Below are 14486 nucleotides of genomic sequence, written 5' to 3'. Positions count from 1 at the left end.
GAAGGAGCCCCCCTCGTGAAGATCCGTACCATCACCGTCCTGGCCGCCGGCGCGTTGCTGGCCGCCACCACGGCCTGTGGCGCCCAGTCCCTGGACGGAGGCTCGACCGGGACCGAGCCCGCGGGCGCCGCGCCCGCGGTGACGCTGGACCAGGCGCCCGCCGAGGAGAAGGCCGCCGACGTCATCAACGCCATCACGCCGGACGAGAGCCTGGCCGCCAAGGTGCCCGCGAAGCTCAAGTCCGACGGGCTGAAGGTGGTCAGCTCGATCGGCTACCCGCCCATGGAGCTGTACGCGAGCGACGGCAAGACGGCGATCGGCTTCGACCCGGCGCTGGCCAGGGCCATCGCGAGGAAGCTCGGCGTCAAGGTGACGATCATCGACGAGGAGTTCAACTCCCAGATCCCCGGCGTGCTGACCGGCCGCTACGACTTCGTCATCTCCTCCATGACCGACTCGCCGGAGCGGCAGAAGCAGGTCACGTTCGTCGACTACGTGCAGGCCGGCGCCGGCATGATCGTCAAGAAGGGCAACCCGGCCGGGATCAACGGCCCGGCCGACCTGTGCGGCAAGACGGTCTCCGTGGTCGACAACGGCTCGTCGATGGAGCTGGCCGAGCAGTACTCCGCCGACTGCGACAAGTCCGGCAAGAAGCCGGTGAACCTGCTGAAGTTCCCCGGCGACCAGGAGGCCATGCTCCAGGTCACCGGCGGCCGGGCGCAGGCGACCATCACCGACTACGTGGTGGCGGCGTACAAGCTGGACGACCCCAAGCTGGACATCGAGGCGCTCGCCCTGGAGGGCACCGAGAGCCCGTGGGGCATCGGCATGAAGCCGGACAACCAGCAGCTCATCGACTCCGTGAAGGGCGCGCTCGACTCCCTGATCGCGAGCGGCGAGTACGGCAAGCTGCTGGCCGCGTGGAACCTGGACAAGCTGGCCGTCCAGTCCGCGGTGATCAACGGCGGTAAGTGAGCATGCGCACGGAACCCTTCACCGGGCCTTCCGGAGAGCGCATCCCGGTCGTCAGGACGCGGCACTGGGGCCGGCTCGCGGCCGCGGCCGTCGCGATCGCGATCGCCGGCTGGCTGGTCTACGTGATGGTGGTGAACCCGCGCCTGCACTGGGACAAGGTCGCCGAATACCTGTTCAACGACCGCATCCTGGACGGCATCTGGGTCACCATCGAGATCTCGGTGCTGGCGACCGTGCTCGGGCTGGTGCTGGGCGTGGGGATGGCGATCCTGCGGCTGTCGCACAACCCGGTGCTGAGCGGGCTCGCCACGCTCTACATCTGGTTCTTCCGCGGCACGCCGGTGCTGGTGCAGCTCATCTTCTGGTACAACCTGGCGTTCCTGTTCCCCGAGCTGGTGCTCAAGATCCCGTTCACCATGATCGGCGTCAAGTGGGACACGAACGAGGTGATGACCGGCTTCACCGCGGCCATGCTGGGGCTCGGGCTGAACCTGGCGGCGTACTTCGCCGAGACCGTGCGCGCCGGCATCCAGGCCGTGGACAAGGGCCAGACCGAGGCGGCGTACGCGCTCGGCATGACCCCGGCCAAGCGCATGCGGGTGATCGTGCTGCCGCAGGCGCTGCGCATCATCATCCCGCCGACCGGCAACGAGTTCATCTCCATGCTGAAGACGACCTCGCTGGTCTACGTGGTCGCCGGGCACGACCTGATGACGAACGCCAGCCAGATCTACAAGGCCAACAACCTGATCATGGAGCTGCTGATCGTGGCCAGCCTGTGGTACATGCTCATGACCGCCATCGCGACCTTCCTGCAGAGCAGGCTGGAGCGACGCTTCGGCGCCGACGCCGTACGGCTGGTCCGCGGCGGGCGGAGCGTCCGGCTCCTGTCCAAGGCGGCGGCGTGACCCCGGTCGTGCACGCCACGGGCGTGCGCATGAGCTACGGCGACACGCAGGTGCTCAACGGCGTGGACTTCGCCGTCGCGCCCGGCGAGGTGAGCTGCGTCATCGGGCCGTCGGGGTCGGGCAAGTCGACCTTCCTGCGCTGCGTCAACGGGCTGGAGCCGGTGCTCGGCGGCAGTCTGCGGGTGCTCGGCGAGGAGGTCGGCTACCGCCTCCACGAGGGCCGCTACCGGCCGTGGACGCCCAAGGAGTTCGCCGCCTTCCGCCGCAGGATCGGCATGGTGTTCCAGCGCTTCAATCTGTTCGCCCACCAGAGCGCGCTGGAGAACGTGGCCTGCGCGCCCGTACACGTCCTCGGCCTGCCCGCCGAGCGGGCGCGGAAGTCGGCGATGGAGCACCTGGAGCGGGTCGGCCTCGCCGAGCACGCCCACAAGCGGCCCCACCAGCTCTCCGGCGGCCAGCAGCAGCGCGTCGCCATCGCGAGGGCGCTGGCGATGAACCCCGAGCTGATGCTGTTCGACGAGCCCACGTCGGCGCTGGACCCCGAGCTGGTGGACGAGGTGCTGGAGGTCATGCGCGGCCTGGCCGCCGACGGCATGACGATGGTCGTGGTCACCCACGAGATCGCCTTCGCCAGGGAGGCCGGCGATCGGCTGATGTTCTTCGCCGACGGCGTCGTGGTCGAGAGCGGCCCGCCCGCCGAACTGGTCGCCAACCCCGGCCACGAACGGACCAGGGCGTTCCTGTCCAGCGTCCTCAGCCAGCGGGAGGAGGCCGGCTGACCGTCGGCGCGGAGCCCGGCTGTCCCCCGTGAGAGCTACCGGCGGATGTCCACCGTGCGGTGACGACCCGGGGGGCGCCCGTTCCCTAACGTTCTCGACGTGACAACAGCGGTTCGAACCGCTTCCCGAGATCACCTGGAGGACGCCATGCTCCGCACGTTCAAGGCAACCGCCGTGGCCGCCCTGTGCTGCACCGTCGTCGGTGTGGGGGTCGCCGGCGCCCCGGCCGCGTCGGCGGCCTCGGCCGCCGAATGGGACCCGTTGGCGAACACCTCCCTGGAGAACTGGGACCCCTTCGCCGCCTCCTCCGGCCCGAAGAAGATCAAGGTCGGCGGCCGGTCGGTGAACGTGTCCTGCTCGGGCCGCTCGGCGAAGGGAGAGCCGGTCGTCGTCCTGCTGGCCGGGATGGGCGACGGGCTGGACAAGCTGGCCCCGCTCCAGAAGACCCTGAGCGGCCGGAACCGGGTCTGCTCCTACGACCGGCTCGGCGCCGGTGCGAGCGACGCCCCCGCCGGGCAGCAGGACTTCGCCGCCGTCGGCAAGACCCTCACCGGGGTGCTCGACCAGGTCGCCGGAGACCGGCCGGTGGTGCTCGCCGGGCACTCGCTCGGCGGCCTGATCGCCGCCAGGTACGCCCCCGCGCACCGCGACCGGGTCAAGGGCCTGGTGCTGCTGGACGCCACGTCGCCGACGATGCTCGCCGACGTCGAGAAGGCCATCCCGGCGTCCGCGAAGGGCGCGGGGGCCGAGCTGCGCGCGCAGAACCTCGCCGTCTTCCAGGGCGCTAACCCGGAGAAGCTGGTCATCGCCGACGGCAAGGTGCGTTCCGCCGGGAACATCCCCGTGGAGGTCGTCAAGCACGGGAAGCAGTACCTCGCGGCCATCCCCCAGTACGGCCCCCGCCTGGAGCGGGCGTGGTCCGCCGGCCAGCGCAAGTGGCTCGCCCTGTCCCACCGCGCCAAGCTGAGCACGGCCACGAAGAGCGAGCACTACATCTACCTCGACCAGCCCGACCTCGCCGTCCGCGCCATCCAGCGCGTCACCGCCGCCGTCCGCCCCCACGCCTGACGGCCCGCCTCTCCGCGGGGCGACGAGGGCCGTGCGAATTGGGAGACTCGTCCCATGCACAACGGACGGCCCCTCACCCTCATCGGCGCGATCTTCGCGCTGGTCGGACTGGTTCTGCTCGGCGTCACCATCGCGCTGGCCGCCTCCACGGCGAGCTTCCTGTCCTCGGCCCAACGGACGGAGGGAACCGTGACAGGGCTGACCCCGCGGACCACCACGTCACGGGACTCCGACGGCTACACGCGCCGCAGCACCACGTGGTACCCGACCGTGGAGTTCACCGCCGGCGGCAGGCGGTACTCGTTCCAGAGCTCCACCGGCAACAACCCGCTGGCCTACACGGAGGGCGAAGGCGTGCCCGTCGCCTACGACCCTGACAACCCGTCCGACGCGCGGATCTCCACGTTCTGGTCGGCGTTCCTGGCCCCGGTGATCACCGGCGGGCTGGGCGTGCTGTTCGCCTCGATCGGCACGATCGTGTTGGTCCTGGGACGGCGGAGCGCCAAGAAGCGCTGATCCCTGCCGAATCGGCAGATTGCCCGGCCGGACGTGCCGGATCTGTTCTATCGTGTCGCCATCCGGGAGCCGATCACTGCCCGTGACGGAGGGGACATCGATGAGTGATCGTTCTGTGCGCACGGTGGAAGTTCCGGTGGACGACGGCGAGTTCGTCCGGGTCCAGATTCGCGAAGTGGACGAAAGCCTCGTACGCGTGGGCAGAGCCGCCAACACCGTCGTCCGGGCGGAACGCTCGCTCGGGCGCATGCTGGAGACCGTCCGCCCTGTCGCGGAGAGCTTCGTCACGCGCTTCCACGGGCTCGCCCACGCGCCGGACGAGATGGTGCTGGAGTTCGGGGTCTCGCTCTCGGCCGAGGCGGATGTCGTCATCGCGAGCACGGCGACCGAGGCCAACTTCTCGGTGAGCCTGACGTGGAGACGAGGCGAGCGGCCCGGCGAGGACTGATCCGGCAGGGGGACCCGGTGGCGGAGACCAGGCGGACGTGGTCCGGCAACCCGTACGAAGCGATGGCCGCGGCGGTCGTCCAGGTCAGGGGGCCGCGCGGCACGGCGGGGGGCGCGGGCTTTCTCATCACCGCCGACCTCGTGCTGACCTGCGCCCATGTGGTGTCGGACGCACTGGAGCGGCCCCGCGAGGAGCCCGTGGCCGAGGGGACGGCGGTCACGGTGGAGTTCGCGCTGTCCGAACCCCCGATCGACGGTGGCGGGCGCCCGGAGTGGCCTGCCCTGGTCGAGCACTGGGTGCCGATCAGGGCCCCCGAGCGCACCGGCGACCTCGCCGTCCTGCGACTGCCGGAGCCGGTCGCCGGCGTCCGCCCGCTCCCCATGGCCGATCCAGGACGGGTGCGGGGCGGCGACGTGCTCGCGGTGGGATTCCCCCGGCACGCGCCGGGCGGCACCTGGTTCGCGGGCAGGCTCAGCGGCCCGACCGGTGAGGGCTGGCTGGAGCTGTCGAGAGCCGACGGGCAGGCCGTGTACGTCACACCCGGCTTCAGCGGCGCCCCCGTCTGGCACGACGGGCTGAACGCGGTGATCGGCCTGCTGGTGGCCGCGCAGCCGGTCGGCGACGTGCAGCGGGCGTACGCGATGCACACCAGGACCATCGTGCGCGAGATCCCCGTACTCGGCCCCGTGCTCCGCCCGCCCTCGCCCTTCCGCGGCCTGGAGCCGTACGAGGAGAGCGACGCCGGCGTCTTCTTCGGTCGGGAGGAGGACGTCGAGGCCGTCGTCACGGCCCTTTCCGCCGCCCGCACCGTCACCGTCTACGGCCCCTCGGGCTGCGGCAAGTCCTCGCTGGCCCGCGCCGGGGTGGTGCCGAGGATCCGCGCGGACGGGGACGAGGCGTTCGTGTTCAACGCCGGCGGCATCTCCTCCGTGCGCTTCGCGCTGGCGACCTCCCTGTACGAGGCCGTCCGGTCCGGCCGGTACGGCCCCGCCCGCGTGGACAGCGCCAGTGTGATCGACGAGTGGCTCACCGGCCGGGGGCTCGCGGACACCCTTCACGGAATCCGCGGCGGCGCCCCCGGCGGCACGGTCGTCGTCCTCGACCAGGCCGAGGCGCTGCTCAACCGCACCCCGGCCGAGCTCGACGAGCTCACCGCCCTGCTGTTCCCGCCGGGCGGTCCGATCGACGGCGTGCGCGTCCTGGTCATGCTGCGCTCCGACCTGGTGGACGCCGTCCTGCGGCACCCCCGGCTGGGCCCCGCGCTGCTCGGCGGCACGACGATGCCGCTCGCTCCCATGTCCGCCGGTCAGCTCGAAGAGGTGATCACCAGACCCGTCGAGCGGCTGCCGGCCGTGGCGTACGAGCAGGGGCTGGTCCGGCGCATCCTGGACGACGCCGGCGGCGAGCCCGGCGTCCTCCCGCTGCTGAACTTCGTCCTGCGCCAGCTATGGGACCAGCAGGACGGCGGCTACCTACGGTACGCGGCCTACGAGCGGATGCGGGGTGTGTCGGGCGCGCTGGAGGACCACGCCGAGCGTGCCTGGCGGGACGTGATCGCCGGTGACCCGGACAAGGAGGAGGCGGCGCGGCGGCTGCTGACCAAACTGGTGCGGATGTCGCCCGGCAGTCAGATCCTGCTGCGCCGCAGGCTCACCAGGGGCGAGGTGGACGACCGGCAGTGGGAGCTCGCGCAGGCGTTCGCCGGGCGGCGGCTGCTGGTGCTGCGCGGCGGCGAGGGCGAGGGGGAGAGCGCGGAGCTCGCGCACGAGTCGCTGATCACCGCGTGGCCGGCGCTGCGCGAGCAGGTGGAGACGGACAGGAAGTTCCTGGCCGGGCAGGCGGAGCTGGCCCACGAGTTGCGGCGCTGGCAGCACGGCGGGCGGTCGCCGGCGCGGCTGCCGGCCGCGGAGTCCTTGCTGGCCGGCCACTGGCTGGGCGAGCGCGAGGACGACCTGACCGGGGAGCAACGGGAGTTCCTGGCCCAGGCCCGGGAGCGGAGCCGGACGCTGCGGCGGCGCAGGCGCACGGGGCGGGCAGTGCTGGCTCTGGTGGCCGCGACGATCGTGGTCCTCGCCACCTCGCTCGTCAACCAACTGGGTGTCAGTGCCAAGCAGGCGGACGACAACAAGTCACAGATGTTGGCCGGCTTCACGAAGGAGATGGTCGAGGACGATCCGGGGCTGGCGGCCCTGGCGGCCGTCGCGGCGTACGACCTTTCGCCCACGCAGGAGGCCAGGAACGCGCTGCTCCAGCGCTACGACCAGTTCAAGGCCGCCGCCTGGACGCTGACGGGCTTCCAGGGGCCGATACTGAACGCCACGATGAGCACCGACGCCACGGTGACCCTGGCCTCGACAGAGCGCGGCCGCGCGGTCCTGTCGGTCCGCCAGGTCGGCGGCCGGGCGCTGCGCAAGCATCTCGCCGTTTCCGGCAACCCGACCTTCCCGCTGGTCAGCAGGGACGGGCGGCGTATCGCGTACGTGCCGGACGGGAGCGACGAGATGATCTGGCACGACGTCCGCCACACCGCGTCCGACATCATCGTGGGCCCCGCGCACCCGCTGCCCGGCGCGGCCCTGCGGGAGTTCACCCTGGGCGGGCGGAGCGGCAGCTACAACATCGTCGCCTTCTCGCCGAGCGCCGAGCGGATCGCCACGGTGACCTCCGACGGGCGGCTGCGCGTGTGGGACCTCGCCACCCAGCGGCTCCAGGGCCTGCCGGGACGTTTTCCCGGTCTGCTCCAGGTGTGGTTCGGCGCGGACGAGAGCACGCTCGTGGGCGCGCCGAAGGACGAGGCGCGCCCTCTGGTGTCGCTCGATCTGCGCACCGGCACCGTACGGGAACTGGAGGACCGCCGCGACGTGCCGGCGGACGGCGCACTGGAGGCCGAGGTGTCAGCCGACGGGAACGTCCTCGTGGCGTGCCGGAAGCCCTCCGAGGGGGGAACGGCCGTCTACCGGGCGATCAGGGTGTCCGACGGCCGGGAGCTGACCCGCTACACACCTCCGGGAAGCCTGAACTGGTGCCGGCACCCCGCCGTCGACCGGACGGGGGAGAACGTCGCGCTCCACGAGGGCGCCGGCAAGTGGACGCTCCTCGACACCAGGCGGGGGACGCCGCCGCGACGACTCCTCGGCCCTGACCTCCCCGCTTATACGGGCAAGCTCGGTCCGCTCCTGGACGCCGCCGCCCATCCGGTGGTGGTGCACCGCGCGGAGGCCGGCGTGACGGGCTGGCGGCTGGTCACCGACTCCGGGCTCGGGTCGTTCAGTCCGCCGGTGCTGATCGACCGGGGGCGCGCGATGCTGGTCCGCATCGGGAAGGACAGCGGGGAGGCCGCGGACCGGCTGGCCGTCATGGAGACAGAAGGCGAGGGGAGAACGCTCGCCGAGACCCTCATCCCGCCCGCCCCCAGCGACCCGGACCTGATCCTGGCGGTCAACCACGCCCAGACCCTGGCGGCCGACGTGGCCGAGGTGGACGACCACAACAGGATCACGGTCTACGGCCTGCCGGGCCTGCGCGCGGTGACCCAGGTCACGACCCGCCCACCCCCGCTGCTCAAGGACGGGAGCAGGGACCGGGTGCGCTTCTTCTTCCTCAGGAACGAGCGCGGGGACGACGACCTGGTGACGGTCTCCGGCACCGTGATCGAGCACTGGAGCGCTCGCGACGGCCGCCGGCTCTCCGACCCGCTCGACCTCCGCGACCTGTTCCCCGGCCTCGGGGAGTTCTACGTGCAGCGGCATGGCCGGCCCGGGTACGTGCAGGTCACGGACGTGGCCAGGCACACCCTGCGCGCCGTCGGACTGGCGGAGCGCGCCGAGGACCCGGCCCTGCGGGTCAGCCTGGGCACCCCCATCGTCACGGCGGCGGTCGAGCGCGGCGGCCGTTACGCCATGGTGCTGACTCCCGGCGGCATGATCGAGCTGTGGTCGGTGCGGGACCGCGAGCGGACGCGCAGGATCCTGGGCCCGCTCGGACCCCTGTCTGCCGGCGGATCCCGGCTGGGGATCCTCGAAGAGGACGACTCCGGCAACCCAGGATTTTTCCTGGCTTACGGGCCGTCCGTGCGGTTCATGCGCGTGCTCGACACCGACGCCGTAGAGATGACCACCTACACCTTCGCCGCCAAGCAGGAGTTCTTCGCCTCGACCGACGACGGCAGGACGCTGCTGAGGCGCGACAACCAGGTCATGAGTCTGATCCGGCTCGATCCCGAGCTGTGGAAATCCCACCTGTGCGCCGTCATCGGCCGCGACCTCAGCGAGGACGAGCGCCGCGGCCTACCCGCGGGCCTGCCGGACGTCATCTGCCCGCTCTGACGAGCGGCGGCGGCCCACCTACCGGTCACGCCGGGGCGGTCGTCTGGTCGACGGTGTTGCTGGTGTGGAGCAGCGTTCCGCCTGCCTCGGCGTCCCACCACTTGAGCCGGGCCCGGTACGCCGTGTTCGGCAGGAGCCCCCCTCTCGTGCACGTGACCGTCTCGGGATTGCCGGTGACGTGGCGGCGCGGTCCCTCGGAGAAATGGCCGCCGGTCGCGGGAGTCCACGACGCGCACGACACCCACCCGCTCTTCTGGGCGGGATCGACCAGGGTCGTCCACTGGATGGAGGTCGAGGTCGGCGCCGCCGGCCCGGCGGACGTGGTCAGCACCGGAGTGCCGGCGAACAGCGTGCCGGTCACCGCCTCGCGCCACGACCGCACGCTCGCGTCGTCGCCGCCCAGGGCGTACTCCGGCCAGCCGTACGCGTCGAAGTACGTGACGAAGCGCGCGTCGGCCGTGTTCCGCATCCATTTGGCGATGTCCCGGAGCATCGCTGGACGATTGGCGTGGTCCCGCACTCCGAGCTCCGCGACGGCGTACGGCTTGCCCTGCGACCGGGCGACCTCCAGGCCGGGACGGCTCGCGTTGTGGGCGGCCATGGTCTCGGACTTCGCCTCGTTGAAGCCGTACACGTCCCAGGCCATGACGTCGACGTACGGGGAGCCGGGGTAGTAGTCCTGCCAGCGCCGGCCGCTGCTCGGGCTGAGCGTCCAGTCCATCAGGATCGTGGTGGCGGACAGCCGGGCGTTGCCGGCCTCGTCGGCGAGGCCGTCGATCCGTCTCCACGCCGCTTTGTAGTCTTCCGCGGTGAACACGCCGTCCTGGATCTCGTCCTCGGGTTCGTGGTAGAAGCACCAGAAGATGTCCCGGTCGCGCGGCGCGCTCGCGAACCACGAACGCAGCTGCGCGTCGTGCTTGCCCGCCAGCACGTCCTTCGGCGGGTACTTGAACGACACGATGGTCGCCCGGCCCGGAGTGTTGAGCTTCGCGTCGGTCCACGCCCCCGGGGCGCCGGGATAGAAGACCCGCAGCGCCGGGGGAGTGCCGTACGCGGCGTCGGTGGCCGCCAGCGCCGCCGCGAACGTCTGCCCCGGCGACTGATGGACGGAAGCGCCGAAGAGCGTGGGTGTGTCCGCGTGGGCCGGCGCCTGCAGGCCGCACAGCACGACCCCGGCGGCGACCGCCGCCACGATGCTTCCCTTCACAGGGACTCTCCTTCCGTTCGGCCGGACGCCCAGCCCGGCCGGGCGGTCCTCAGCAAAGCCGACCTCCGATCTCCGCACCATGACGTTCACCCCGACGTTGGAGCGGACATTGAGCCGGACGTTGATCACGACATATGGTGTGGACCCTCACAGACGCCAACACGGGAGGCGCAAGACGTGGGGGATGCGTTCGGTGTGCTGCTTCGATCCCACCGGCTCCGCCGCCGGCTCACCCAAGAAGCGCTCGCCGAGCGTGCGGGCATCAGCTCCCGCTCGGTCGCCGAACTCGAACGGGGCCGCGGCCGCAGCCCGCGCCCTCGTTCGCTGGAGCAACTGGCGACGGCGCTGGACCTCGACGGCGAGGAGCGGGAGGAGTTCATCGCGGCCGGTCACACGCTGTTCTGGGCGAGCCGCACCGGTCGGACGGACCGCAACCCCGCGGGCGAGAGCGTCCCCGACGCCGGCTCGACGTGCCGGCAACTCCCCGCGGACGCCCCCGACTTCGTCGGCCGCGACGACGAGCTCGCCCTCCTGGCCTCGGTGCTCGACCCGGGCAACCACAACGCGAGGCTGGCGGTGCTCTCCGGGCCGCCCGGCGTCGGCAAGACGGCCCTGGCCGTGCACGCGGGCCATCGGTTCGCGTCGTGGTTCCCCGACGGGCAGCTCTACGCGGCGCTGCGCGGTGCCACCGCCGACCCCGTCGACCCCGCCGAGGTGCTCGCCCAGTGGCTGCGGGCGCTCGGCGTGGACGGCTCGGCCCTGCCCGTGGGCGTGGACGCGCGCGCCGCGCTGTTCCGGGACAGGCTGGCCGTGCAGCGGGTGCTCCTCGTCGTCGACGACGCCGGCGGATACCGCCAGGTGGAGCAGCTCCTGCCGGCCAAGGGCGTCGCGGTGGTGGTCACCAGCCGATTACCCCTGACCGGCCTGCCCGGCGTGACCTCCATCGACCTGCGGCCGCTGTCCGGTCCGACGGCCGTCCGGCTGCTCTCCCAGGTGGCCGGCGAAGAACGGGTACGGGCGGAGCCCGCGGCGGCCGTCGAGCTGGTCGCGGCCTGCGGCGGACTGCCCCTGGCCGTACGGATCGCCGGGGCGCGGCTGGCCGCCCGCCCGCACTGGAGCGTCGAGGCGCTCAACGAGCGGCTGGCCGACGAACGCAGACGACTCAACGAGCTGCGCCACGGCGACCTGGCCGTACGTCCGGGGCTGCACCTCGCCCACGAAGGGCTCACCCCCACGGCCGCCCGAGCGTTCGCGCTGCTCGGCGAGCTGGGGGTGCCGTCCTTCCCCGAATGGGCGGTGGCCGCCCTGCTGGGCGTCGATCCCGCCGCGGGAACCGCCGTACTCGAAGAGCTGCTCGACGCGCGCCTGCTGGAGGCGCTCGGCTCCGACCGGGCCGGCCAGCCGCGATACCGCTTCCACGACATCACCCGGCTGTACGCGCGCGAGCGGCGCGAAGCCACGATCCCCCAATCCGAGTGGACCGCCGCGCTGGCCCGCGCCGCCACCGGCTGGCTGGCCCTGGCCAGACACGCGCAGGACCACCTCGACTGCCTGCGCTTCCACCTCGACGACAGGGGCCATCCGGCGGCCGTCACCGACCAGCGGGCCGCCGCCGCCGTCGCCGAACGGCCCGTCGAGTGGTTCGAGGCCGAACGGGAGGCGCTGGCCGTGCTGGTGTCGGCCTGCGCGGAGGCGGGTCTCGCCGCGACCGCGCGCTGCCTGGCCGGCTGCAGCGCCGACTTCTACGAGCTGCGGGGCTACTACGACGACTGGCGGCGGGCCATGAGCGTGGCGCAGGCCGCCTGCCAGCGCGCCGACGACCGCGCGGGCGAGGCGACGATGCTGCGCGGGCTCGGCAGCTGCCTCATCGAGCTCGACGACCCGAAGGCCGCCATGTCGGCACTGAACTCCGCGCGGGCGCTGGCGGAAGAGATCGGCGACTTGGCCGGCTCCGCCCTCGCCGGCAAGGAGATCGGCTTCATGCTGAGCCTCATCGGCCGGGTCCAGGAGGCGGAGGCCGAGCTGCGTACGGCCGCCGAACGGCTGGGACAGGCCGACCTGCCGCTCGCCAGGGCCCTCGCGCTCACGAGCCTCGGATTCGTGCTGCGCGAACGGGGCGACACGGCCGAAGCGGTCGACGTCATCACCTCCGCGCTCAGCATCGCCCGCTCGTGCGGCGCGCGGTTCACCGAGGCGTACGCCCTGCGGGGCCTCGCCGGCGCCCTGCGGGCCTGCGACCGGCCCCGGCAGGCGCAGGCGGCGGCCCGCGAGGCCGCCGCGCTCTTCGAGCAGGTCGGCGACCTGATCGGCACCGCGCAGAGCCTGCGCGTGCTGGGCGAGGCGCTGGCACACGAGCCGCACCGGCTGGAGGAGGTCCAGCAGGCGCTGACCGCCGCCGCCGCGCTGTTCCGCGAACAGGGACACCGCTGGGGACTGGCGCTCACCGAGCTGAGCCTGGGCGAGATCGAGGCCCGCCAGGGCAACCCCCACGCCACCGCGCGCCTCCGCCGGTCTCTGCAGTACTGGGTCGACGAGCAGGTCCCCGCTCTCCAGGCGCGCACGCTGGTGGCTCTCGCGGACGCCGGCGAGCAGCAGGGCGATCCCGCCACGCGGGAGCTGCTCATGCAGGCGTACCAGATCTACCAGGCGCTGGAAGCGCCCGCCGCGGCCGAGCTCGCGTTCCGGCTCGGCATGCCGGAAGGCGCCGCGCCGACCACCTGAGCGGCCCTCGCGAGGTGACCGGGCGTCAGGCTGAATGTCAGGTCGAACGTCCTGGTCCGCGTCCCTGTCGCGGGATTCGATGAGGGGCGTCCGACCCCCCGCCAGGAGGAACGTCATGTTCAGAAGCACGCCCATGAGGGCGGCGATCACCACCTCGCTCATCGCCGCCTTCGGCCTGGTCGCCGCGGCGACCCCGGCGATGGCCGCCCCCAACCTCCAGCTCCCCTTCCCCTGCGGCCAGCAGTGGCGGCTGGACACCTGGGCGCACGCGCCCGCGCTCGACATGGTGAAGGAACCCGACCAGCAGGGGACCAACGGCGCACTCCTCGTCGCCCCGGCCGCCGGAACGGTGAACCAGTCCTTCTACCACGACAACGCCGGGAACGTGATCCAGATCGACCACGGCGGCGGCTACTTCACCACGTACCTCCACCTGCAGTCCCGCAGCGTCTCGGTCGGCGCGAAGGTGCAGATGGGCTCGTCGATCGGCCGGGTCGGCGCGACCGGTCCGACCAGCAACGGCCACCCCCACCTGCACTTCGAGCTCGGGTACGACGCCGACGGCAACGGGTCGGCGACCTGGGGGTACGCGGGCTCGGAACGGGTCAGGCCGACCTTCAACGGCGTCACCTACGGCTCGGCCAACGGCCAGACCTGGCGCAACGTCACCAGCAACAACTGCGGCCAAGGATCCTCGGCGACCGACTTCAGCGGCGACGGAAAGGCGGACGTGATCGCCCGCAACGCCACGACGAAGGATCTCCATCTGTATCTCGGCAACGGGAGCGGTGGGTTCAAGTCGGGGACGGGTGACGCGATCGGTAACAACTGGGGTGCGTTCGACACGATCTTCTCGCCGGGCGACTTCAACGGCGACGGGAAGGCCGATGTCATCGCCCGTAACTCCACGACGAAGGACCTGCACCTCTACCTCGGGAACGGGAGCGGGGGCTTCAAGTCGGGGACCGGTGATGCGATCGGTAACAACTGGGGTGCGTTCGACGTCATCTTCTCGCCGGGTGACTTCAGTGGTGACGGGAAGGCGGACGTGATCGCCCGCAATGCCACGACGAAGGATCTCCATCTGTATCTCGGCAACGGGAGCGGTGGGTTCAAGTCGGGGACCGGTGACGCGATCGGCAACAACTGGGGTGCCTTCGACACCATCTTCTCGCCGGGTGACTTCAGTGGTGACGGGAAGGCGGACGTGATCGTCCGCAATGCCACGACGAAGGATCTGCACCTCTACCTGGGCAACGGCAGCGGCGGCTTCAAGTCGGGGACCGGTGACGCGATTGGTAACAACTGGGGCGCGTTCGACACGATCTTCTCGCCGGGTGACTTCAGTGGTGACGGGAAGGCGGACGTGATCGTCCGTAACGCCACGACGAAGGACCTGCACCTCTACCTCGGCAACGGCAGCGGCGGCTTCAAGTCGGGGACCGGTGACGCGATCGGCAACAACTGGGGCGCGTTCGACACCATCTTCTGACCCCGAACCCCACTTCGACCAGGGGCCGGCGCGCGTCGCCGGTCCCT

General features: G+C 71.8%; 10 protein-coding genes. 9 read left to right on the top strand and 1 reads right to left on the bottom strand.

Annotated elements, in window-relative coordinates; translation table 11 throughout:
• Nucleotides 1-15: 15 nt before the first annotated feature.
• The 7 genes from SMD20_RS29550 (at nt 16) to SMD20_RS29520 (ending at nt 9019) form a co-directional block, all read left to right on the top strand.
• The gene (locus tag SMD20_RS29550; protein ID WP_329587497.1) at nt 16-975 is read left to right on the top strand and encodes an ABC transporter substrate-binding protein; all 960 of its coding nucleotides are present in this window, start codon (nt 16-18) and stop codon (nt 973-975) included.
• A gap of 2 nt (nt 976-977) precedes the next feature.
• A complete protein-coding gene (locus SMD20_RS29545) occupies nt 978-1883 on the top strand; it encodes an amino acid ABC transporter permease (RefSeq protein ID WP_329587495.1) in 906 nt (301 codons plus the stop codon).
• Between the two features lie 29 nt (nt 1884-1912).
• Nucleotides 1913-2662 carry an amino acid ABC transporter ATP-binding protein gene (locus SMD20_RS29540; RefSeq protein WP_329592712.1) on the top strand — a complete coding sequence of 250 codons (750 nt, stop codon included), beginning with the start codon at nt 1913-1915 and terminating at the stop codon, nt 2660-2662.
• Nucleotides 2663-2809: 147 nt separating this feature from the next.
• The gene (locus SMD20_RS29535) at nt 2810-3730 is read left to right on the top strand and encodes an alpha/beta fold hydrolase (protein WP_329587492.1); all 921 of its coding nucleotides are present in this window, start codon (nt 2810-2812) and stop codon (nt 3728-3730) included.
• A 54-nt stretch (nt 3731-3784) separates the two neighbouring features.
• Entirely contained in the window at nt 3785-4246 is a 462-nt protein-coding gene (locus SMD20_RS29530; protein ID WP_329587490.1) for a DUF3592 domain-containing protein, read from the top strand.
• Between the two features lie 100 nt (nt 4247-4346).
• The gene (locus SMD20_RS29525; RefSeq protein ID WP_329587487.1) at nt 4347-4694 is read left to right on the top strand and encodes a CU044_2847 family protein; all 348 of its coding nucleotides are present in this window, start codon (nt 4347-4349) and stop codon (nt 4692-4694) included.
• Nucleotides 4661-9019, top strand: coding sequence for an nSTAND1 domain-containing NTPase (locus SMD20_RS29520; protein ID WP_329587484.1), 4359 nt, complete (start codon nt 4661-4663; stop codon nt 9017-9019). The genes SMD20_RS29525 and SMD20_RS29520 overlap by 34 nt, the downstream gene beginning before the upstream one ends.
• 25 nt (nt 9020-9044) lie before the next feature.
• Here SMD20_RS29520 and SMD20_RS29515 read toward each other — a convergent pair whose 3' ends face one another.
• Nucleotides 9045-10226 (bottom strand): hypothetical protein, encoded by a 1182-nt coding sequence (locus SMD20_RS29515; RefSeq protein ID WP_329587482.1) that lies wholly within the window; start codon nt 10224-10226, stop codon nt 9045-9047.
• Between the two features lie 195 nt (nt 10227-10421).
• Here SMD20_RS29515 and SMD20_RS29510 point away from each other — a divergent pair, with 195 nt between their 5' ends.
• Nucleotides 10422-12947, top strand: a complete 2526-nt coding sequence (locus SMD20_RS29510) for an ATP-binding protein (protein WP_329587481.1) — start codon at nt 10422-10424, stop codon at nt 12945-12947.
• Between the two features lie 115 nt (nt 12948-13062).
• Nucleotides 13063-14439, top strand: a complete 1377-nt coding sequence (locus SMD20_RS29505; RefSeq protein ID WP_329587478.1) for a VCBS repeat domain-containing M23 family metallopeptidase — start codon at nt 13063-13065, stop codon at nt 14437-14439.
• Nucleotides 14440-14486 lie beyond the last annotated feature (47 nt).

This window comes from Nonomuraea sp. LP-02 (assembly GCF_036289125.1).
In the GTDB taxonomy this organism is placed as follows: domain Bacteria; phylum Actinomycetota; class Actinomycetes; order Streptosporangiales; family Streptosporangiaceae; genus Nonomuraea; species Nonomuraea bangladeshensis.
The sequence above is the reverse complement of the archived record's forward strand: the minus strand, read 5'-3'. Positions and strand labels throughout refer to the sequence as shown.

Coding starts and splice junctions, on each gene's coding strand:
- SMD20_RS29540 (WP_329592712.1), top strand. CDS start 1,913: ATGAGCTACGGCGACACGCAGGTGCTCAACGGCGTGGACTTCGCCGTC.
- SMD20_RS29505 (WP_329587478.1), top strand. CDS start 13,063: ATGTTCAGAAGCACGCCCATGAGGGCGGCGATCACCACCTCGCTCATC.
- SMD20_RS29545 (WP_329587495.1), top strand. CDS start 978: ATGCGCACGGAACCCTTCACCGGGCCTTCCGGAGAGCGCATCCCGGTC.
- SMD20_RS29535 (WP_329587492.1), top strand. CDS start 2,810: ATGCTCCGCACGTTCAAGGCAACCGCCGTGGCCGCCCTGTGCTGCACC.
- SMD20_RS29525 (WP_329587487.1), top strand. CDS start 4,347: ATGAGTGATCGTTCTGTGCGCACGGTGGAAGTTCCGGTGGACGACGGC.
- SMD20_RS29530 (WP_329587490.1), top strand. CDS start 3,785: ATGCACAACGGACGGCCCCTCACCCTCATCGGCGCGATCTTCGCGCTG.